The organism is Xanthomonas bromi, assembly GCF_900092025.1.
Classification (GTDB): domain Bacteria; phylum Pseudomonadota; class Gammaproteobacteria; order Xanthomonadales; family Xanthomonadaceae; genus Xanthomonas; species Xanthomonas bromi.
On record NZ_FLTX01000037.1, the window covers coordinates 43818 to 64099 of the forward strand.

Annotated in this window: 17 protein-coding genes, 1 tRNA gene and 1 pseudogene; 10 read left to right on the forward strand and 9 right to left on the reverse strand. The window is 64.6% G+C overall.

The features are described from left to right. Positions 1-113: 113 nt before the first annotated feature. From XBLMG947_RS11990 to XBLMG947_RS12000, 3 genes are all read right to left on the reverse strand, one after another. Positions 114-1808, reverse strand: coding sequence for an N-acetylmuramoyl-L-alanine amidase (locus XBLMG947_RS11990; RefSeq protein WP_181093239.1), 1695 nt, complete (start codon positions 1806-1808; stop codon positions 114-116). A gap of 70 nt (positions 1809-1878) precedes the next feature. Further along, positions 1879-2379: a tRNA (adenosine(37)-N6)-threonylcarbamoyltransferase complex ATPase subunit type 1 TsaE gene (tsaE, locus tag XBLMG947_RS11995; protein ID WP_065468914.1), complete on the reverse strand. Its 501-nt coding sequence runs from the start codon at positions 2377-2379 to the stop codon at positions 1879-1881. Beyond that, positions 2376-3863: a bifunctional ADP-dependent NAD(P)H-hydrate dehydratase/NAD(P)H-hydrate epimerase gene (locus tag XBLMG947_RS12000; protein WP_065468915.1), complete on the reverse strand. Its 1488-nt coding sequence runs from the start codon at positions 3861-3863 to the stop codon at positions 2376-2378. Before XBLMG947_RS12000 ends, tsaE begins: the two co-directional genes overlap by 4 nt. A 24-nt stretch (positions 3864-3887) precedes the next feature. Between XBLMG947_RS12000 and queG the strand changes: the two genes are divergently transcribed. Beyond that, positions 3888-4955 carry a tRNA epoxyqueuosine(34) reductase QueG gene (queG, locus tag XBLMG947_RS12005; RefSeq protein WP_065468916.1) on the forward strand — a complete coding sequence of 356 codons (1068 nt, stop codon included), beginning with the start codon at positions 3888-3890 and terminating at the stop codon, positions 4953-4955. Positions 4956-5098: 143 nt separating this feature from the next. After that, on the forward strand, positions 5099-6436 hold the full coding sequence (xseA, locus tag XBLMG947_RS12010) for an exodeoxyribonuclease VII large subunit (protein ID WP_065468917.1): 1338 nt from the start codon (positions 5099-5101) through the stop codon (positions 6434-6436). 293 nt (positions 6437-6729) lie between these two features. Here xseA and XBLMG947_RS12015 read toward each other — a convergent pair whose 3' ends face one another. Beyond that, positions 6730-7992 carry a virulence factor gene (locus XBLMG947_RS12015; RefSeq protein ID WP_065468918.1) on the reverse strand — a complete coding sequence of 421 codons (1263 nt, stop codon included), beginning with the start codon at positions 7990-7992 and terminating at the stop codon, positions 6730-6732. A gap of 527 nt (positions 7993-8519) precedes the next feature. After that, positions 8520-10337, reverse strand: coding sequence for a formylglycine-generating enzyme family protein (locus XBLMG947_RS12020; RefSeq protein WP_245228178.1), 1818 nt, complete (start codon positions 10335-10337; stop codon positions 8520-8522). Positions 10338-10485: 148 nt separating this feature from the next. Between XBLMG947_RS12020 and rnd the strand changes: the two genes are divergently transcribed. After that, positions 10486-11577 carry a ribonuclease D gene (gene rnd, locus XBLMG947_RS12025; RefSeq protein ID WP_065468920.1) on the forward strand — a complete coding sequence of 364 codons (1092 nt, stop codon included), beginning with the start codon at positions 10486-10488 and terminating at the stop codon, positions 11575-11577. A 206-nt stretch (positions 11578-11783) separates the two neighbouring features. Here the strand turns inward: rnd and ligD are convergent, their stop codons facing one another. Next, positions 11784-14411, reverse strand: a complete 2628-nt coding sequence (ligD, locus tag XBLMG947_RS12030; protein ID WP_065468921.1) for a DNA ligase D — start codon at positions 14409-14411, stop codon at positions 11784-11786. Positions 14412-14426: 15 nt separating this feature from the next. Beyond that, positions 14427-14608: pseudogene (locus tag XBLMG947_RS12035) on the reverse strand (DUF3606 domain-containing protein). A gap of 219 nt (positions 14609-14827) precedes the next feature. Here XBLMG947_RS12035 and XBLMG947_RS12040 point away from each other — a divergent pair. The 3 genes from XBLMG947_RS12040 to XBLMG947_RS12050 all read left to right on the forward strand — a co-directional run bounded on the left by XBLMG947_RS12040 (position 14828) and on the right by XBLMG947_RS12050 (position 16802). Continuing rightward, positions 14828-15229, forward strand: coding sequence for an H-NS histone family protein (locus XBLMG947_RS12040; protein ID WP_065468922.1), 402 nt, complete (start codon positions 14828-14830; stop codon positions 15227-15229). Between the two features lie 92 nt (positions 15230-15321). Beyond that, a tRNA-Ala gene (locus XBLMG947_RS12045) sits at positions 15322-15397 on the forward strand. 175 nt (positions 15398-15572) lie between these two features. Further along, positions 15573-16802, forward strand: coding sequence for a tyrosine-type recombinase/integrase (locus tag XBLMG947_RS12050; protein WP_065468923.1), 1230 nt, complete (start codon positions 15573-15575; stop codon positions 16800-16802). 66 nt (positions 16803-16868) lie between these two features. Here the strand turns inward: XBLMG947_RS12050 and XBLMG947_RS12055 are convergent, their stop codons facing one another. Together XBLMG947_RS12055 and yecR are read right to left on the reverse strand one after the other, a co-directional pair. After that, the gene (locus tag XBLMG947_RS12055) at positions 16869-17291 is read right to left on the reverse strand and encodes a hypothetical protein (protein ID WP_065468924.1); all 423 of its coding nucleotides are present in this window, start codon (positions 17289-17291) and stop codon (positions 16869-16871) included. 40 nt (positions 17292-17331) lie between these two features. Continuing rightward, positions 17332-17658, reverse strand: a complete 327-nt coding sequence (yecR, locus tag XBLMG947_RS21565; RefSeq protein ID WP_012438125.1) for a YecR family lipoprotein — start codon at positions 17656-17658, stop codon at positions 17332-17334. Between the two features lie 177 nt (positions 17659-17835). Here yecR and XBLMG947_RS12060 point away from each other — a divergent pair, with 177 nt between their 5' ends. From XBLMG947_RS12060 to XBLMG947_RS12075, 4 genes are all read left to right on the forward strand, one after another. Next, positions 17836-18075, forward strand: coding sequence for a helix-turn-helix domain-containing protein (locus XBLMG947_RS12060; protein WP_065468962.1), 240 nt, complete (start codon positions 17836-17838; stop codon positions 18073-18075). Between the two features lie 194 nt (positions 18076-18269). After that, positions 18270-19178, forward strand: a complete 909-nt coding sequence (locus XBLMG947_RS12065; RefSeq protein ID WP_245228165.1) for a ParB/RepB/Spo0J family partition protein — start codon at positions 18270-18272, stop codon at positions 19176-19178. Between the two features lie 105 nt (positions 19179-19283). Continuing rightward, the gene (locus XBLMG947_RS23645) at positions 19284-19619 is read left to right on the forward strand and encodes a helix-turn-helix transcriptional regulator (protein ID WP_245228170.1); all 336 of its coding nucleotides are present in this window, start codon (positions 19284-19286) and stop codon (positions 19617-19619) included. Between the two features lie 268 nt (positions 19620-19887). After that, on the forward strand, positions 19888-20067 hold the full coding sequence (locus XBLMG947_RS12075) for a hypothetical protein (RefSeq protein ID WP_065468927.1): 180 nt from the start codon (positions 19888-19890) through the stop codon (positions 20065-20067). Positions 20068-20282: the final 215 nt, after the last annotated feature.

Genomic DNA, 20282 nt, shown 5'->3' on the forward strand with positions numbered 1-20282 from the left:
GCGGCATGCAGAACAGCGGGGGTGACACGGACAAGACAGACCTCGGCACGGCAACCCGGCGGCGCACAGGCGCCGACCTCTCGGGAATCAGGACGCGATGATAGCCGAGCGGGTCAGCGGCTGCCGCCGGCCACGGTGCCGACTGCATCGGCCTCGGCCTGCGCACGCGCGGCGAACAATGTGCCCGGCGGGGGCTGGCGGGTAAAGAAGGTATCGATGCCGTCCAAGACGGCTGCGGCGATCCTGCGCTGGTAGGCCGGGTCGATCAGGCGACGCTCTTCATCCGGATTGGAGATAAAGGCCGTTTCCACCAGCATTGCCGGCATGTCGGACGTCCGCAGCACCGCAAAATTAGCCCGTTCCAGCTGCGGCTTGTGATTGTTGCCGATACGCTTCAGCCCACCCAGCACATGGCCGGCGGCGTCTTCGGAGGCTTTCATGTGCCCGCTCTGGGCCAGATCCAGCAAGACGTTGGCCAGTGTGCTTTCGGTCTGTTGCAAGCGCACGCCACCGACCAGATCGGCGGCGTTTTCCTTGTCGGCCAGCCAGCGCGCACGTTGCGACGATGCACCCTTGGTCGACAACACGTACACCGAGGAGCCGGTTGCGCTGCGGTTTTCGGCGGCGTCGGCGTGGATGGAGATAAAGATGTCGGCCTTGGCGGCGCGGGCTTTTTGCGCGCGCATCGGCAGCGGGATGAAGACATCGGTATCGCGGGTCAGGAAGGCCTTCATGCCCGGCGTGGCGTTGATCTGGCGTGCGAGTTCACGGCCCACGGCCAGGGTGACATCCTTCTCGCGCTTGCCGGTGGGCCCCATGGCGCCCGGATCCTGGCCGCCGTGGCCCGGATCGATCGCCACGATCAACGGACGCATGCCCGGTGCCATCTTGACCCGCGACGCTTCGCTGGGCAGCACCGGACGCGGTGGAAGGTCGTCGTCGTTCGCCTCAGCCACCGCACTTGCCGCACGAGTCGAGCTGACTGCTGCGGTACCACCGGACAGCGCACCCGTCGGCGCACTTCCGCCGTTCAAGATGGCAGCTGCAGACGCGCTACTGCCCGCTACCGCTCTATTGGTCGTGGTCGTGGTGGAACGGCTGGGCGTGTCGCCGGCGACGCCGGTCGGCGCTGCATGATTGATGATGGTGCCAGGCCGCGGCGTCGGTACACCGGTGGCAACGGTGGTCGGCACCGGAGCCTGCGTAACAGTCGGCATCGCCGATGCCGGCACGTATGGCGCAGGCGGCGGAGTCGTTGGCTGTGGTGGTGGCATGGAGGAGGCCCGTTGCGCAGACGCGGCCAACGCAGCGGTGGCGCGTGCGGCCTCGGTCTGTGCATCGAGCGGACGCGGTGCCGGGGCAGCCGGTGGCGCGGTGGCTGCGGCAACCGTAGATGTCGCTGACGGGGCCGGATCGCCCGGCCATTCGATCACCAACGTCGACGCACTGCCCATCGTCTGCATCTGCGGCTTCAGCGGGGTTACCGGCGTTGCCAGTTCGAACACCACGCGGAACGTTCCTGGCACCGGCTGGCCGGTGCGCACCGAGGTCACCAATCCGGCAGCAGGCGGCAGTTTGAGGCCGCGCACACCGGAGGAATCGGGAAAATCGACGACCAGGCGATTCGGGTTCGCCAGCGACAAGGTCTTGAAGCCGCCGCTGCCGGCCAGTTGGATTTCCGCACGCGTGCCGGTTGCGCCGGCACTCACGCCCACTGCCTTGATTTCGCCGGCCCACGCAGCAAAAACCGCCAGACTCAGGCTGGCGGTCAGGGCGGAAATACAGAGGTGGCGGATCCCCGGTGTCATGGCGCTGGATTCAATCATCCAACTGCGTGAATTGCAAGGTAATTTCCCTTAATAATCCGTAACCTGGCGTTCATTCTTCTCGTGAGGCGGCAAAAAGAGCCCGCAACTGGGGCTGCTGCGACAGGTGCTCCAGCCAGCCGTGCCCGGTCGCGCTGCGGCCGAGCAACCGAACGCTGCGACCTTCGCCGGCAACGGCCAGTTCCACATCCAGATCGACCGGCGGCAGAACCCCGGCACCGCGCTCCGGCCATTCCACCAACCACAGGCTCGCACTGCCTTCGTCTAGCCCGAGGAAGGCCAGCTCTCCGGCATGGCCGATGCGATACAGATCCAGATGCCAGGCTTCATCGCCGCTGCTCAGCGGATAGCGTTCGACCAAGGTGTATGTCGGGCTGCGAATCGGCCCGGTGACGCCGAGTGCGCGCAGCAGCGCGCGTGCGAGCGTGGACTTGCCCGCACCCAGGTCGCCATGCAACTGCACCACCGCGCTGGCGGGCCGCGCCGCAGCCAGGGCCTGGCCCAGGATTTCGGTGGCCTGCGCGTCGTGCAGGTGTCCGTTAAGGTCGCTCATCCAATGGCTCCAGCGTTGGCGAGGCGGCGCAGCTCGGGAAGCAGGTCGGTGGGCAGCAGGCCACGCTCGCCCGCGCGCGCAGCCGCATCGCCGGCGCAGGCATGCAGCAAGGCGCCAAGGCTGGCAGCGTCGAATGGCGACCAGCCCTGGCCCAGCAATGCCGCGATGACGCCGGTCAATAGATCGCCCATCCCGCCGACCGCCATGCCTGGATTGCCGGCATCGATGATGCGCGGCACCGCATCTGGCGCAGCGACCACGGTACCGGCGCCCTTGAGCACCACCACTGCGTCGTAGCGTTTTGCCAGTGCGGCGGCAGCGGCCGGGCGATCGCGCTGAATCTGCCCGGTCGAAAGCCCCAGTAAACGACCGGCTTCGCCCGGGTGCGGGGTCAAGATGCGCGGACCGCGCATCGGTACAGCGTTGCCAGCCAGCAGATTCAGGCCATCGGCGTCGATCACCGTCGCCGTGTCGGCGCCCACCGCTGCACGCCACAACGCCTGCGCCCAGGCGTCCTGCCCTAGCCCGGGGCCGAGTGCGACTGCATCGGCGGCCTCCGCCAGTGCGCGGATGTCGTCATCGGCCTGCACGGCGCGCACCATCGCTTCAGGGCAGCGCGCCAGCAACGCAGTCACATGCTCGGCACGCGTCGCGACCTGCACCAAGCCGGCGCCGCTGCGCAACGCCGCTTCGGCGGTCAGCAGGATGGCGCCACCGCTGCCGAGATTGCCGCCCACGCACAGCACCCGCCCGGATTCGCCTTTGTGCGTGTTGCGGCGACGCGGACGCAACTGCGCCGCCAGTGCATCGCGATTCCAACTATGCGCGGCTGGCGCCAGTCCATCGAATGCCGACGCCGGCACTTCCAGCGACGCGACGGCGCGCTCGCCAGCGTGTTCCAGCGCGTCACCGGTGTAGAGCCCAAGATGCGGCACGATGAACTGCAAGGTCAGCGCAGCGCGTACCGCCGCACCGAAGGCCACCCCGTGGTCGGCATCGATGCCGCTGGGAACATCCAGCGCGAACACCGGCACGCCGGCCGCATTGATGGCGTCGATCAAAGCGGCGGTCGCCTCGTCAGGCACGCGATTCAGGCCGATGCCGAACAGCGCATCGACGATCACATCGGCCTGCGCCAGCGGATAGGGAAACAATTCAATCGCGCCACCGACCGCCAGGTAGTCGGTGCAGGCACGCTGCGCCAGGTCCGAACCGGGGCCGTGCTCGGGCAGATGCACCACGCGTACCTGACGCCCTGCACGCTGGGCCAGGCGCGCCAGCACATAGCCATCGCCACCGTTGTTGCCGGTGCCGCATACCACCACGATGCGGCGCGCGCGCGGCCAGCGTTCCAGCAACCACTGCCACGCCGCCTGCCCGGCGCGTTGCATCAGGATATAGCCGTCGCCACCGAGCAGCGTGGTGGCCTGCGCATCGAGCGTGCGCGCGGCGGCGGTGTCGTAAAGATCGAGCGGTGCGTACATGCCGGGAATTCTATACTTGTCGCCATGTCTGCTGCCCTCGCCCGCCCCGACCCCCACGATGCCGCCGCGCGCATTCGCGTGCTTGCACGCGAAGCAGGCTTTCAACGCTGTGGCATCACCGGCATCGAGCTGGGCGAAGACGAAGCGCATCTGCGCAGCTGGCTGGAAGAAGGGCTGTACGGCACCATGCATTGGATGGCCCAGCACGGCGACAAACGCTCGCGCCCGCAGGAGCTGGTACCGGGCACCTTGCGGGTGCTGTCGGTGGGCATGGATTACGGCCGCAAGGACGACACCGAGGCATGGAACACCTTGCACGACGGCAACCGCGCCTACGTGGCGCGCTATGCACTGGGGCGCGATTACCACAAGCTGATGCGCAACCGGTTGCAGAAGCTGGCCGAACGCATCCAGGGCGAAATCGGCGCATTCGGCTTCCGCGTGTTCGTCGATTCCGCTCCGGTGCTTGAACGTGCGTTGGCACGCAATGCCGGCTTGGGCTGGATCGGCAAACACACCTGCCTGATCGATCGCAACGGCGGCTCGTGGTTTTTCCTCGGCGAGATCTATGTCGACCTTCCGTTGCCGATCGACACGCCCGCCATCGCGCATTGCGGCACCTGCACGCGCTGCATCGATATCTGTCCCACCCAAGCCATCATCGCGCCGTACCGCTTGGATGCGCGCCGTTGCATTGCGTACCTCACCATCGAACATGACGGCGCCATTCCGGAAGACATGCGCAAGCCGATCGGCAACCGCATCTTCGGCTGCGACGATTGCCAGCTGATCTGCCCCTGGAACAAGTTCGCCAAGCGCACCGACGAAGCCGATTTCCGCGCCCGCAACGACCTGGATGTGGCGACATTGCCGCAGTTATTCGCTTGGGACCAGGACGAATTCCTGCACCGCACCGAGGGCAGCCCGATCCGCCGCAGCGGACACGAACGCTGGCTGCGCAATATCGCCATCGGCCTGGGCAATGCGCCCGGCACACCGCAGGTGCTCGCAGCACTGGAAGCACGCCGCCACGACGACTCGGAGCTGGTGCGCGAACACGTTGGCTGGGCGCTGGCGCAACACGGCCTCTGACCCGGCCTCTAGTCAGCGCGCCGCACGCATGAAGCGTCTGCGATACCTGCGTGGCACGCGCTGGCCATCGTTGCAGCCACCGATTGCATGGGCTTGCTTCAGCCGATCACCCACGATCTTCTTCGCTGCGGGATAATGCGGCGATGGCAGACCGCAACGAACAGATCCTCACTCCCAGCCAGCTCAATTCGCTGGCGCGCGACCTGCTGGAAGGCAGCTTCCCGTTGGTCTGGGTGGAAGCCGAACTGAGCAGCGTCACGCGGCCATCGTCGGGGCATCTGTATTTCACGCTGAAGGATGCACGGGCGCAGATTCGTTGCGCGATGTTCAAGCCCAAGAGCACCTGGCTGAAATTCCAGCCGCGCGAAGGCCTGCGCGTGCTCGCGCGTGGGCGCCTGACCCTGTACGAAGCGCGCGGCGACTATCAGTTGGTGCTCGACCACATGGAAGAAGCCGGTGAAGGCGCCTTGCGTGGCGCCTTCGACGAACTGCGCGCACGTCTTGCTGCCGAAGGCCTGTTCGATGCCGAACGCAAGCAGGCACTGCCGGCGCATGTGCAGCGTCTCGCGGTGATCACCTCGCCCAGCGGCGCGGCGGTGCGCGATGTGCTCAGCGTCCTGGCACGTCGCTTTCCGCTGCTGGAACTGGACCTGCTGCCCTCGCTGGTGCAGGGCGACAGCGCGGCCGCGCAGATCACCTCGCTGCTGCAGCGCGCCGATGCATCCGGGCGCTACGACGTCATCCTGATCACCCGCGGTGGCGGCTCGCTGGAAGATCTATGGGCGTTCAACGACGAACGCCTGGCGCGCGCGATTGCTGCCGCACAGACGCCGGTAGTCTCAGCAGTCGGCCATGAAACCGACTTCAGCCTCAGCGATTTCGTCGCCGACGTGCGCGCACCCACACCCTCGGTCGCGGCCGAATTACTGGTGCCCGATCAACGCGAGCTGGTCGCGCGCGTACGGCGTGCACAGGCGCGTATGGCCCAACTGCAGCAACACGCCCTGGGCAATGCGATGCAACGTGCCGACCGGCTTGCGTTGCGCCTGCGTGCGCACAGCCCGCAGGCGCGCCTGCAATTGCTGCACCGCCGCCAGGAGGACGCCGGTCGCCAGCTGCGCGCGCGCATGGCGCACGTGCTCGAACGCATGCAGGTGCGCATGCAGCGTGGGCAAGCGCAGTTGCAGGCACACAACCCGCAACGCCATCTGGCCGGCTTGCAGCAACGCTTGCGCGCATTGCATCCGCAAGCAGCGATGCAACGGCGCCTGCAGCACGACCAGCTGCAACTGTGCGGCATTGCGCGCTCGCTGGAAGCGGTCAGCCCGCTGGCGACGGTCGCGCGCGGCTACGCCATCGTGACCCGCCCTGCCGATGGCAGCGTGGTACGCAGCGCCGCCGAAGTGGTCGCAGGCGAACGCCTCCGCGCACAGCTGGCAGATGGCAGTATCGAGGTGCGTGTGGAATCGGACGAAGGCTGACAACCACCAACGCACGACCACACGCTTCCGGCAATACGGCCAGCGCTTGGCGGTGACATGAACGTTCGAAGAGTTCAATTTCACATGGCACTGCCAGGGTCGGCGCGCTGCCGGGGAATCTTTGACTCCCTCACCCCCGGCGAGTGAGCTCGGGGGTTTCGCTAAATCACCGCGGTCATTCATGCCAGGAGCCGAGCTCCTGCACCTGTTGAAAGGTGCTCGGCGGTATTTCCCGGGTGTCGATCGAACGCTTGCGAGACCGATATGCCGCGCGTCGCGAGCTCCGGGCGGCGTTATGAGCGGCTCGGTGTTTGCGCCATCGGTGTTTGCACTGCGTGCTGCCAGCCTTGCATCAGCAGCCCGGCCAGCACCACCGGATCGTGGTCGAAATGATGCCCACCCGGGCGTGCCAGCACCTGCACGCCGCGTGCGCGCAGTTCCGGGCACAGCGTGTCTTTCTCTTCGTCACCGTAGATGCATTGCAGACGGTGCACGTCCAGCGACTGGATGGCCGGCTCCACATCGCGCTCGGCATCGTTATGCCAGCCCAGCCAGCCACCGACGCGCACTTTGAAGTCGGCCTGGTGGCCAAGGCCGAGCAGGCTGACGAACTGCACCGAGGCGCGTTGCTGCGGCGACAGTTCCGGGTAGGCAAACGGCAACACATCGGCACCGAACGAATAGCCCACCAGGGCGACGTGCTGAATATGCCAACGCTGGCGATAGCTGGCGATCACCCGGTCCAGATCCGCGCCCACCTGCTGCGGCGTGCGGCTACCCCAGAAGTAGCGCAGGCTGTTCCAGCCCACCACCGACACGCCCTGCCGCTGCAGCTGCGCGGCGATGCCTTTATCCAGTTCGCGCCAGCCGCCATCGCCGGACAGCATCACCACCAGACGGTCGCTGCCGGGTGCGTGCAGCTCTACTAGCGGTAGGTCGCCCAGGCCTTGCGACTGCGCAGCCAGGAAGTGGCCGCGTGTGGCCGCGGCGATCTGCATCGGGCTGGATTTATCGGCCAGATCGTCGAGAAAGCCCTGACTGGCATTGGGCATGTCGCGCGAGCACGCCAGGCCTGGATCCTTGCTGCCGGCGTCGGCGACCACCGCGCCACCCAGCACGTCGGGCGCGGCCGAGGCCACTGCCTGGCGCGCCAGCACCGCGCCGTCGCCCTGCCCGACCAACACCGGCGGCAGGAACGCATCGACATGCTCGGCGCGCAACAATTTCTTGCCCAGTCGCTCGGCATCGTCGGCCAGCGAGCTGCAGGCGGCTTGGTGCGAACGCACACGTTCGCGATACTTTGCGGTATCGACCACTGCCACCAGCGCGCCATCGTTACTGAGCGTGTCGGCCAGCCGCTGGCCGTCCTGGGGATCTGTGCTGTCGGGCAGCAAGATCACCATCGCCTTGGGCGTGCCTTCCGGGCGGATGACTTCCACCGAACCGTAATGCCCGGCCGTATTACTGTCCTGCAGATGCCGCGCCACGGCATAGCCGCTGCCGCCGATCAGCAAGATCGCCATGACCCAACGAAACATCTTAATCCCCATGCCCATCACGGCAGTCCTTGATAGCGGTCGCAATTTGACCACAGCAAGACACGACCGGTTTCACCGTGATGCGCGCGTTGTTCGCTGCTGTTAAGCCAGCCGATCCGCGCACGTTGCCTGGGGCGCTCGCCTGGCACTGCACGCAGTCTGCATTTCCCCCGCGGCAACGCCGATGAAAAGGCCGGGAACGCCCATCAGCGAGAATTCCCGGCCTTGGTTTGGTCCTCCTAGGAGCATTGCTGGTGGAGGTAAACGGAATCGAACCGCCATCCGCAAGCACTCCATGCACCAAAAAAAACCGCGTGCGCGAGTGCAGCGTTCTTCCGGCGGTGTTCGCTCTTGGTGCGGCAAAGGCGCCTAGCTCGTTCGCTTCCGCCCACGCCTGGACTCTATCGGCGCGAACATGCTTCGGTAGCGCCATCCCCTGTTCGCACGTTCGACCCGAGAGCGCTCCCCGGCGACTACAATCGCAGGCCGGATGAGGCCGTCACGCGGGACCACGATCACCGCGCCGCACGCCCTCTCAGCAGTCGCTAGATGCCGCGCGCCACGCGGAAGCCGATACGCGCACTGGTGGTATCCGAATCCTGCGACTGCCGCCAGGCCGCACGCGTCTGCTGCGGCGAATTGGCCCAGCTACCGCCGCGGATCATGCGCTGCCGGCAGCCCGGGTTGTACCAGGCAACCCCATCTGCCGGCGCACGGCGGTAACTGGCATGCCAGCAGTCGGCCACCCATTCGCTCAGGTTGCCGCCCATGTCGTGCAAACCCCAGGCGTTGGCGCGAAAGTTGCCGACCGGCGCCGGGCCCCAGAAGCCGTCGCCGTAGCCGACGAACCCATTGTTCCAGTGCCGACCGCTGCGCGAGACGTCGTTGCCACCGGTGAAATTGCCGGCATCGGCCGGCGGTGAGCCTGCATTGCCCCACGGGTAACGGCCGGTCGTGCCGGCACGCACGGCATATTCGAACTCGGCCTCGCTGGGCACGTGGTAGTGGCGGCCGGTCTGTTCCGAAAGCCAGGATGCATACGCTTCGGCATCGCGAATGCTCACGTGCATCACCGGGCTGTTGGGCGCAGCCTGGGCGCCGTTGTAATCGGACTGCCAATCCACGCCGCTGCGGCGGATGAAGTTGCCGCTGCGCTCGTCGTACACCACCGAATGCCCGCGCCGGGTGGCACGTGGGCGCGCACCGGTGGCTTCGACGAACTGGCGGAACTCGGCGACCGTGACCTCGGTGATCGACAACGCAAAGCCGCGTGCGAAGCGCACGTAATGGGCGGGGCGCTCGTTGTCGGATGCGCCCGGTTCGGCATCGCCGGCACCCATCTGGAACGCACCGTGCGGCACCACGAGCATCTGCGGGCCGCGCCCACCGACTTTGAGTCCGTCGGTGAACACCTGTCCGGGACGGAAGCTGCCGTAGTGCGTGGCCAGCTCCAGGCGCCGACGCAGATCGCCAGCCACCGGGTCGCCGGGGTCGGCGATGCGCAGCACTTCGGCAAGTGTTTCGCCGGCCGCCTTGAGCCCGCGCGGCGAGGTCAGATCGTGCAAACCGGCATCGTGCAAGGCGGCGATCTGCGCGCGGCGCATGCGTTCCACGCGCGCGCGCGCATCGGCAATGGCGGGCGCACGATCGCGCACCTGCCCAGCCATCTGCAGCCAGTAGCGGGCACCGATGAAGTCGGTTGCCTGTGCCGCCCGTTCGGCGCGCTCCAGCAGTCCGCTTTCCACTGCGGCCAAGCCCTGCCGGGTACGCGGGTTGTCGGGGTCCAGTTGCGCGGCATCGCGAAAATTCACCAGCGCGCCATTGCCGTCTTCGCCCAGCCGTCCACCGCGCAGGTCCTCTTCGCCAGCGCGGTTGAACGCAAGCACGCGCTGTGTAGTTTCCACCTGGCGTTGCAGTGCGCGCACCTTGGGGTCCTGTGGCGCGAGGGCGAGCGCGACGAAGGCCACCTCGCGCGCCTGCTCCAACGCCGTGTCCTGGCGCTCGGTCTGTTCGACCAAGGCCGCGCCGCGTTCGAGCAACCGGCCGCGCGCCTGCTCCAGCCCGCGATGGCTGGCTGCATCCTTGTCACCGGCACGCTGCTGGATCGCCAGATACAGCGGGATCGCATCGTTGGCATCGCGATACAGGCGATCTTCCTGCAATGCCTGGTCGGCGCGTTTGCGCACCTGCGCCAACGGCTCATCGCCCAGATTCACCGCCGGCGGTTGCCATTGCGCAACGGTCTCGGCGGATTCTTCGCCGCCGATCAACACATTCGGCGTGGCCGGCTGCGCAGTCGCTGCCGGCGCGCGCGCGGCGGCGGGTGCCGGTGGCGGTGCGGGAGCACGCGAACAGCCGCACATGCTGAGCGCGACCAATACCCACGCTACGATCGGCTTGCCACAGTTGCCCACCACCTGCTCCTTCCAGTGCTCTGCCGCACGACAGGCGATCGCGACGTTAGGCTATTCTGCGCGTTCTGCGCAAACCCTTGCTGTCGACGGAAATCACGTGCCCCATTGGATTACCCACCCCTCAGAGCTGACCAACCGCCTGCAGGCAGCGCGTCCATCGCGCATCGGCCTGGATACCGAATTCATTCGCGAACGCACCTACTGGCCGCAACTGGCGCTGGTGCAGATGGCCATCGGCGAGGAGATCCTGTTGATCGACCCGCTGATCCCGGGCATGAACGAGGCGCTCAAGGAGTGGCTGACCGCCACCGACATCGTCAAGGTGATGCATAGCGCCAGCGAAGACCTGGTCACGTTCAAGTGCGCGTGTGGTGTGTTGCCGCGGCCGTTGTTCGACACCCAGATCGCCGCGGCGCTCGCCGGTGTCGGTGGCGGCATGGGCTACCAGAAACTGGTGCAGGAAGTGACCGGCACCTTGCTGACCAAGGGCGAGACGCGTTCGGACTGGATGCGCCGCCCGTTGTCGCCGGCGCAGCTGGAATACGCTGCCGACGATGTGCGCTATCTATTCGCGATCCACGACGAACTCACCCGCCGCCTCACCGAGCAGAACCGCCTGGGCTGGCTGGCCGAAGATGCCGAACGCCTGCTCGCCACGGTGGAGCACGACGATGGCGAACGCTGGCCGCATGTGAGCCTGCGCACCGCGCAATTCCTGGAGCCCGCGGCGCAACGGCGGCTGCTGCGCCTGCTGCGTTGGCGCGACCTGCAGGCGCGTCAGAGCGATCGCCCGCGTAGCTGGATTCTGGACAACGAACTGGCCAGCCAACTGGCGCGGTTCCCGCCCGCCGATCTGGACGCCTTGCTGCGCCAGTTCGATAAATTTCCCAAGGCGCCGCGCAAGCTCGCCAATGCGGTGTGGGACGCGCTCAACACCCCGCTGCCCGACGAAGAGCATGCGCCACTGGCGCAAGCCGCTACCGACGGCAACAAGGCCGTGCTCAAACGCCTGCAGGACGCCGTGGCGCAGCGCAGCCGCGAACTCGGTCTGCCGGATGGCCTGTTGGCCTCGCGCAGGCACCTGGAAACCTTGATCGAACACCGCAGTTGGCCCACAGCGCTGGGCGAGTGGCGGCGTGCGGTACTGCAAGCGCAGCTGATGCCGCTGCTGGAAGAGACGGCGGCATAGCGTTACTGCGGTTTTGACCCCAAAGCGCAGCGATGCCTGCTCTTGGTGACGTGCCGGTGAGCCGTCACCAAGCTTGCTGAGAGCGTGTCACGCGCCGTCGTCGGCTGGACATGGACGATGCGAATCGCATGAACCGTACGCGCCGATGTTCAATCACGGTCGCGCCCGCCGAATGGCTACGCGATAGTTGTTCGCCGCACGTCGCGTCAGTCCTCATCCTGCTCCGCCCAGCGCGCCAGGTTCTGCTGGACGCGGTCCATGTCTGCCCACGGATCCTTGCGGCGGCGGCGCAGCTTCTCCGGCACATCGCGCAAGGTGAAGGCATCGGCGCGCTGCAGCTTGGACAGGTCCGACCACGGCAAGGGCAACGCGACCGGCGCACCCTGGCGGCCGCGTAGCGAATAGGATGCGACCGCAGTGGCGCCACGACCGTTGCGCAGATAGTCGACGAAGATGCGCTTGTTGCGCAGGCGCTTGGTGGCAGTGGCGATGAACCGCTGCGGCTCGGCCTGCGCCAGGGCATCGGCAAAGCCCTTTGAGAAGCGTTTGGTCACCTCCCAATCGCAGCCAGGGTTCAAGGGCACCACCACGTGCAGACCCTTGCCGCCGGAGACGCGCAAGAACGACTCCAACTCCAGTTGCGCCAGCAGCGTGCGGATATCGTTCGCCGCACGCTTGACTTCGGCAAACGGCACATCCGGGCCCGGATCGAGATCGAATACCACGCGGTCGGCAACATCCGGACGGTCGGCATGCGCCCCCCAGGGATGGAATTCCAGCGCGTTGAATTGCACCAGTTCCAGCAGACCGGGCGCATCTTCGACCACAAGGTAATACGCATTGGTGCCGGTCTCTTCGGTCAGCTTGACCGAGCTCACGCGCTCGAGGCCAGCAGTGTGGTGTTTCTGGAAAAAGCACGGTTTCTCTGCGCCACTTGGGCAGCGGATGACCGATAAAGGCCGGCCCACGATCTGCGGTAACAAGTGATCCATCACGGCCTGGTAGTAGTCCCAGACATCGCCCTTGGTGGCGCGGATATCCGGATAGATCAGCTTGGTCGGGCTGGACAGCGTCGGGATCACGGCCGAGCCAGGTGCGGCAACGGCCGACTTGCGCGTGGCCGCCGCTGCACGCGTTGCCGCACGCTTAGGTGCCTGCGTGCTTGCAGTCCCCGCAGTCTTGGCAACCGGGGTCTTGACCGAACGCTTGGAGGCAGACGCTGCGGCTGAGCCATCTGCCGCATCGCTGTCGGAAAGATCGGCAATGCGCTTATCCGGGCGCAGCGCCTTGAACGAAGCCTGGCGCAACAACTGTTGCCCGCCGATGCCGCGATAGAACACCTCCACCACGAAGCGCGGCGCAAACCAGGTGGCACTGCGCAGATCGGTGTCGGCAGTGGGGATATGCGCAGTGGGTTTGCGTCCACCGCCCTTCAGTTGCTGGCTCACCCCGTGCATCAAGGCGTCCGAAAAACCGGAGCCGACACGGCCTGCGTACAACCAGCCATGGACAGGATCCGGCGTGGCCAACAACAGCGAGCCGAAGCCGCTGCGGCTGCCCTTGGGCGCGGTGTAGCCGACCACCGCATATTCCTGGCTGGCCAGCTGCTTGGTCTTGCGCCAATCGTCGCTGCGCCCGCCACGATACGGGCGATCTGCACGTTTGGAAATGATGCCTTCGAAGTGCTGTTCGCCGGCCACCCGGAACGCCTCGGTAGCATCGCCTTCCACATGCGAACTGTAGGCCAGTTGCGCGTTGGGCGCGGCCTCCAGCACCTGCTGCAACAACTGCTTGCGCTCGCGCAGCGGTGCGTCAGCGATGTCCACGCCATCCAGATGCAGCAGATCGAACGCCACCAGCGCCAGCGGCATCTGACGTTCGCCGGACAAGGTGGCCTGCAGCAGGTTGAAGTCTTCCCTGGTGCCACGTCCGGCAATCAATTCGCCATCGATCTGCGCGCTGCGCAGGCCCAGCGCCTGGATCGCGCCGGCAATTTCCGGCGTCTTGTCGGTCCACTCCAGCGCATTGCGCGACCACAGCCGCACCTTGCCGTCGGTGACGGTGGCCAGGATGCGGTAGCCGTCCCATTTGATTTCATGCAGCCACTGCCCGCCTTCTGGCGGGGCCTGGCCGAGCTTGGCCAGCTGCGGCGCAAATGGGGCGTCCTGCATCTCGGCGCGCCGTGCGTTGGTCAGCGCCAGCGCCTGCTTCGCCCAGGTGCCTCGCTTTTTTGCGGCCGGCGTCGGCACGCTCGTCAGCGACTTGCGCCGAGCCTTGCCGGCGCCGGCGCGGCGCACGTCATCGGCAGGCGCGGCAGCGACATCGGCCAACAGATCGTCGGCCTCCAGCGTGCCTGCATAGCCATCGTCCTCTTTGAACAGCAGCCACTGCGGCTGCCGCGCCGGCTTGCTGGAGCGCACCAAATGCCAGCCGCCCTTGAGCTTGTTGCCGAACAGCTCGAAGCGCAGATGCCCCTTGGCCAACTGCGATTCCGGGTCGCCCGTGGTGGCCCATACGCCATGGTCGAACTGCGCCACATGTCCGCCGCCGTATTCGCCCTTGGGAATCTCACCCTCGAAGCTGGCGTAATCGACCGGGTGGTCTTCCACCTCCACTGCCATGCGCTTGACCTTGGGGTCGTAGCTCGGCCCTTTCGGCACCGCCCAGCTCTTGAGCGCATCGCCCACCTGCAGGCGGAAGTCGTAGTGGCGGCGGCTGGCGTGATGCAGCTGCACCACAAAGATCGCGCGCTGCCCTTCCGGCAAGGCCTTGCCTGGCTCGGGCTCGCGCGTCTTATCGAAACTGCGCTTGCGGCGGTACTCGCTCAGGCTCATGGCAGATCGTTCCGCTTATTTGTCCAGGTGTTGACGCACGCTGACAGTCACGCGCACGAACTTCTGCACCGCTGCGCGCAGCGCGTCGGCAGTGCTGCCCAGGGTCATGCTCCAATAGCGCAACTCGTAAGCTTCGTTGACGTTGACGTTTGTCCGATGCGGTCCGGCGAGCCGCCGTTGCGTTTATCGTCACTCATTGCATGCTGCTGTATCGTCATGGTCGGGTTTGCTAAGTTGCGCCCTTGGGTCGTGCAGTGCTCATGGCGACAATGCGAAAGCGTTAGAGCAGGCATCGTGAAAGGCCTGTTCACGCAGTGTGCAAGCATCTGTTCCATAACGGCCTACCCCGGGCCGCATGTCATAATGGCGCGCGCCCTAGGGCGGCGTCTCCACTCTTATCCCGAGGCCTTACCTCTGTGAGCAATACCTCTTCGAAACTGGATTCCATCGCACAAGCCAAAGCCAAGCTGCTGGACGAACTGCAGAAGTTGGAAGAACAGGAGAAAACCGAGCGCGCCAGCGAGGCATCCTCGGCGCATGCCACCATCGTCTCGCTGCTCGAACAGTTCGCCGGTCACTTCAACACCAAGCAACGCAACGACATTGCCGCCTACCTGGGCACCAATGCCGCGCGCAAGGACGTGGTCAAGAGCGGACGCAGCGAAGTGAAGCCCAAGTACGAACTGCCGCACACCGGTGAAACCTGGTCCGGCCGTGGCCGTACCCCGAAGGCCTTCGCTGCCTGGGAAGGTTCGGTGTCGTACAAGGAATGGAAGGCCAAGAACCCCGACCTCAAGTTCCCGTTGGTTCGCGAGTAAGGCCAAGAGCCATATGACCGTGCCGCGTTGCACGGTCGGCCGCGTCCTTCGCTTGGCGAACCGCGCAGCTTGTGGGTAGAATCGAAGCACGTGGGGCGGTAGCTCAGCTGGGAGAGCGTCGCGTTCGCATCGCGAAGGTCGAGGGTTCGATCCCCTTCCGCTCCACCATGTTTCCGTCCTAGACGGTGCAGACGAGGCCAGAAAGCCCTGCGAAATAAGGCTTTACGGCCTTTTTTGTTTCCAGGGCAGTCTAGCCGAGACCGCGCAAATCCGACGGTAGCTGGCGGTAATTTTGGCGGTAGCGAGGGCATCACCTACCCTGTTACCGCCAAGGAGCCGCCCAATGCCTCTCACCGATACCGCCATCCGCAAAGCGAAACCCACCGCCACGCCCCAGAAGCTGCGCGACGGCAACGGCCTGTATCTGCTGCTACAACCGGATGGCGCGCGCTGGTGGCGCTATGACTACCGCCGCCCCATCACTGGCAAGCGCAACACGCTTTCATTCGGCACCTACCCGGAAGTAAGCCTTGCCGACGCGCGCGAGAAGCTTGCAGAATCGCGCCGCCAGCTTGCGGCCAAGATCGACCCCGGCGAGCAGCGGAAAGCCGTCAAGGCCGCTGGCGAGGCCGCAGTCGCCAACAGTTTCGAGGTCGTCGCCCGCGAATGGTTCGCCAAGCAACAGAAAGAATGGAGCACCCAATACGCGGACAAGATCATCCGCCGCCTGGAGAGCGACATCTTCCCGTGGATCGGCAGCCGCCCAGTCGGGACCATCACTGCGCCAGAGCTACTGAAGCATCTGGAGCGGATCGAGCAGCGCGGAGCCATCGAGACCGCTCATCGCGCCCTGCAGACCTGCGGAGCGGTCTTCCGTTACGCCGTGAGGACTGGACGAGCCGACGGCGACCCGACCGGAGCCCTAAAGGGCGCGCTGACGCCCTGGCGCCCCATGCCATTCGCCGCCGCGACGACTCCGGCAGCGGCGACCGCCCTGCTAAGGAAGATCGACAGCAGCACCAGCAGACCGATTGTTGGGAGCGCGCTGCGCCTAGCCCCATTACTCTTCGCCCGCCCCGGCGAACTTGTCAGCATGAGGTGGACCGAGTTGGACTTGGATGCGGGCCAATGGCGCTACTTCGTGACCAAGACCAAGCGCACGCATATCGCCGCCCTTTCGACTCAGGCAGTGGAAATCCTGCGCGACCTACACCCTCTTACCGGACGCGGCGAGTTCGTTTTCCCTGGTGGGCGCGACCCTCGCAAGCACATGTCTGGCAACACCATTTTAGTAGCAGCGCGACGTTGCGGCATCGAGAAAGACGAGAGCACCATCCACGGCTTCCGACACATGGCAAGCACGCTACTTAACGAAATGGGCCACTGGAACCCCGATGCAATCGAGTCCGCCCTAACCCATAAGATGCCCGGAGTACGAGGCATCTACAATCAAGCACAGTATTTGGACGAACGCCGCAAGATGATGCAGGCTTGGGCGGACAACCTCGACACATTGAAAGCTGACGCTGCGAACAAGGTTGTTCCCTTCAAGCACAGAGTGGCGCGTGGGTAAGCTATAAGCTGTGGACGGGGGCATCTTTTCCGAGCGCCCCACCCTTCGCCTACGCCACTAGAATCATCAACCGATTGGCCTGCTACCCATTGCTCGGTGCAGTAAGACAAACGAGTCGCGAGCACGCACAAGCCCCAGCCTTACTTCGGTAATGGATTCCACGGACTGACACATGTAGAAGGCCACATCGTCAGGCGATCCGATCATGCCTTCCAGCACCTCAAGCTGAGTCCCCGCAATGAGTGGGTTCGCCAACTTGCCGTAACTCAGGGAATCTGCAAGGCTTTTGAGACAGATTGCCATAAAGTAGGTTTTCTCTGCGGCATCGGCTCCCGCTTCCGCTGCGACGAAATCCGCTTTGGCTTTCACTGCTAAAGCAAGCGCCTCCACAGCATTGATACTTTGGCGGAACCGCCAGAAACTCCACAGGTACCGCGCAAGCCAAAGACCCGCTGCACATACCGCGACCATTCCTATGAACTCAAGCATTGCGCCTCCTGCGGTAACAGCATCTGTATCGTTTCGGTGGCTACTGCTGACTAGGCGAACCTGTGCACTGGAATTCAACGGTCACTCGTCTTGATCCGCAGTTTCCGAACCCTCGGCGCGACAGGCATTCGGTACTCTGCGAGCCGAAAGGTTCGGCCCCTTTATAACCCCAGTTCCGGCACTTCTGCTCGGCTAGATGGATTGCCTGCTGCTCGCTTAGATCAGTGCGCTGGAATTCATTGCGCTCATACGAAAGCGCAATCACACCATCTGCGCGGCTCATTTTGGTTGGCAGCCAGTCGGCGTGAGTGGCACATGCGCCGACAAGCAGCACGACGGCCGCCGCACCGCAAAACTTCAATTTCATGGTGAACTCCCTTGGCATTCGGACCTTAGTTGTACAGGGCAGTCGCAGAGCTGTCCGAGCGCTCCACCAAGGAATGATAGAAGAGCCAGGCACCTATGTCACTCATAGAGGGTGTCCTCATAGGGCGTGGCCTGATAGAGGTTGCCACCGCATCGTTCTCACATGCCAGAGAAAGCGATGCCAACCGATCCCCGTGTCCTGTTTGGGCTGCGACTTGCCGAGGTCCGTAAGGGCAAGGGACTCTCCCAGGAACGTCTTGCCTTGGAGAGCGGGTTGGCGCGCAGCTACCTGGGCGGCGTCGAGCGTGGGCAGCGCAACATTGCTCTGTTGAACATCTACCGTCTCGCCGAGGCGCTGGGCGTGCATCCAACCTTGTTGCTAGAACCCCCATCGGCCTCTAGCCCTGGGGAGCCCTAGTCATATCCGCCGCGACAGTCTGCGTTGCAAGTCATTGATCTTGAAGGCCGCATCATTTTGGTACACATCCAGCAGAAGAAGACATCTTCTGTCGGCGCGTACCTTCAGCACTAAGAAATAGCAGCTTTCCGTTGGGTCGAAGCAATCCCAGCAAGCTGCGCGCGTCTCCTATGACCACTTACAAGGAGACAGCCATGAGATATGACGCGGTAATGGAGCAGTTCAAACATGCTTCCACTCGCCTGATCCCAGTCGGCGACATACGAACCCACGACGCTTTGCAACCACGTGTTGCCCGCTTGCCGTTTAAGGACAAAGGGCGAGCCGAGGAAAGCAGCGAGCAACACGTCGCAACGCTTCGCTTAGTATTGGAAGCGACGGAGGATAAGCAGCTTGATCCGGTTTGGCTCGCCGACATTGGTAGCGCCGAGCCGGTAGAAACTGGCTTGTATCTGGTGGATGGTCATCACCGCCTGAAGGCATACCGACAAGCAAACAGACAGCAAGTCCCGGCATTTGTTCTGGCGTTAGATTGGCGAACTGCCCTGGTTGTTTCCAAACTGGTCAACTGCACTGGCAGATCGCTCGCCCTTCACAACGAGCAGCGCCGGGACGCGGCTTGGCAGTACCTTGCAGATCTAACGCATCGAGGAGCTGTCGAGCTTCCCAGTGTGCGGGAGTCTTTACGTTCTGTCGCCGCTCGATTTGGCATCAGCAAGAGCACGGTAAGCAGCATGCTCACCAATATGCCGCACGTCATCGCTACAGAGTTCCACGCGCTGGCGATAGACCCCGGCACGGGTTGGCCGAGGTGGCGACATGTACGCGAAGCAAAGAACCCTTGGCAAACAAGCCTGCCTAGCTCGGACCAGCAGCAGCTAGACCGGGATGCAGAAAGGGTTGCGCGCCACATAGTCAAGCTCGTGGACAGCTCATCCCCAGCCGTGCGCGCCAGAGCGCTTGAGATGCTGGCGAACGACGAGGTGAGTGCCACAGATCAACTCGCATCGGTGGAGCTTCTTGCTCCCTTCAGCCCACCACGCGGCCCTGTCCCAATTGGGACACCCGCTGTCCCAGCGCAACCGGCACATCTGGACAACTAACAGCCTCAGCCTGATTTGACCGCTATGCCGGCGGGAGAAGGAACAAGATTTTCGCTGCGAAATTACGCGGCAGTCACTTCAACCATCCAAGACCCAGCCGCCCCCATGCCGCCCCCTCCCGGGAAAGCTGCCCAACGGCAGGCACGACACCAACCCAAAGGCTCGCTGCAAACTTATGCAGCGGGCCTTTCTCATTTCAAGGAAGCCATGACGACTCAACCACAGACGACACTGCCGTATCACTTCATGCGCTTGCCCGAAGTCATCGCGACCGTCGGCGTCAGCAAGTCCACGCTCTATGCCTGGGCCGCTGCGGGCAAGTTCCCGAAGCCAGTACAATTCCCCGGTGACAATATTGCGGCTTGGGTCTCCACCGAAGTGGCCGCATGGATGAGTGCAGCGGTAGACGCACGCAATGGTACGCATCGCCTAGCCACATGAGCTTGGCGGTAACTATGGCGGTAACAACATTCACTGCATCGGAAATACCTATTGCATTACAGTCACTTGCAGGTATTATTCGGGAGCCTTCCGCCCACCGAATCAAACGCACAAGCCCTGGAAACGTCATGTTTCCGGGGCTTGTGCGTTATGAGGGGCGTTGCGGGGCGCAATCGCTGTGCCGGGCAACCGGGCAACCGGGCGCCATGGCGCAGGGATCACATGGCGCGCGCTAACGTCCGGCTTCACTCCATAGCGGACCCACACCATGAGCAATAAAGAGCAGCAGCAACCCGACACTGTCGCCGACGATGCGCACGGCGTGACTGAGAGCCAGCAGGACCGCAAGCACGACGACGCCGCCAAGCAGCGCCCTGGCCAGGAAGATCTGAAGGTGCACGACGAGCACAGCCGTCGCCCGACCGGCAAGGTTGGTCAGCCAGAGTGAGCTGGCCGAATCCTCGTCCTGGCGGCCAGCCAGTGCCACCGCTGCGCGGATGCGGCAAACCTGCATGCTCCGTCGCCTGCACGTCTTGCTCCGTATCACGCAACGGATAATGCGGGGTCTGCAGGACTGGAATCGGGCGCCGGTATGCGCCCCCGCTCCTGTGGCAAGATCTGTGATAGTGACCGCCGGTCTGCCGATGTCCAGAGACGTAGTGC

What these genes read in the sequence shown, in the direction of transcription:
- XBLMG947_RS11990 (WP_181093239.1), bottom strand. Translation starts at nt 1,808, where the DNA reads ATGACACCGGGGATCCGCCACCTCTGTATTTCCGCCCTGACCGCCAGC.
- tsaE (WP_065468914.1), bottom strand. Translation starts at nt 2,379, where the DNA reads ATGAGCGACCTTAACGGACACCTGCACGACGCGCAGGCCACCGAAATC.
- XBLMG947_RS12000 (WP_065468915.1), bottom strand. Translation starts at nt 3,863, where the DNA reads ATGTACGCACCGCTCGATCTTTACGACACCGCCGCCGCGCGCACGCTC.
- queG (WP_065468916.1), top strand. Translation starts at nt 3,888, where the DNA reads ATGTCTGCTGCCCTCGCCCGCCCCGACCCCCACGATGCCGCCGCGCGC.
- xseA (WP_065468917.1), top strand. Translation starts at nt 5,099, where the DNA reads ATGGCAGACCGCAACGAACAGATCCTCACTCCCAGCCAGCTCAATTCG.
- XBLMG947_RS12015 (WP_065468918.1), bottom strand. Translation starts at nt 7,992, where the DNA reads ATGGGCATGGGGATTAAGATGTTTCGTTGGGTCATGGCGATCTTGCTG.
- XBLMG947_RS12020 (WP_245228178.1), bottom strand. Translation starts at nt 10,337, where the DNA reads ATGTGCGGCTGTTCGCGTGCTCCCGCACCGCCACCGGCACCCGCCGCC.
- ligD (WP_065468921.1), bottom strand. Translation starts at nt 14,411, where the DNA reads ATGAGCCTGAGCGAGTACCGCCGCAAGCGCAGTTTCGATAAGACGCGC.
- XBLMG947_RS12050 (WP_065468923.1), top strand. Translation starts at nt 15,573, where the DNA reads ATGCCTCTCACCGATACCGCCATCCGCAAAGCGAAACCCACCGCCACG.
- XBLMG947_RS12055 (WP_065468924.1), bottom strand. Translation starts at nt 17,291, where the DNA reads ATGCTTGAGTTCATAGGAATGGTCGCGGTATGTGCAGCGGGTCTTTGG.
- yecR (WP_012438125.1), bottom strand. Translation starts at nt 17,658, where the DNA reads ATGAAATTGAAGTTTTGCGGTGCGGCGGCCGTCGTGCTGCTTGTCGGC.
- XBLMG947_RS12060 (WP_065468962.1), top strand. Translation starts at nt 17,836, where the DNA reads ATGCCAACCGATCCCCGTGTCCTGTTTGGGCTGCGACTTGCCGAGGTC.
- XBLMG947_RS12065 (WP_245228165.1), top strand. Translation starts at nt 18,270, where the DNA reads ATGAGATATGACGCGGTAATGGAGCAGTTCAAACATGCTTCCACTCGC.
- XBLMG947_RS23645 (WP_245228170.1), top strand. Translation starts at nt 19,284, where the DNA reads ATGCCGCCCCCTCCCGGGAAAGCTGCCCAACGGCAGGCACGACACCAA.
- XBLMG947_RS12075 (WP_065468927.1), top strand. Translation starts at nt 19,888, where the DNA reads ATGAGCAATAAAGAGCAGCAGCAACCCGACACTGTCGCCGACGATGCG.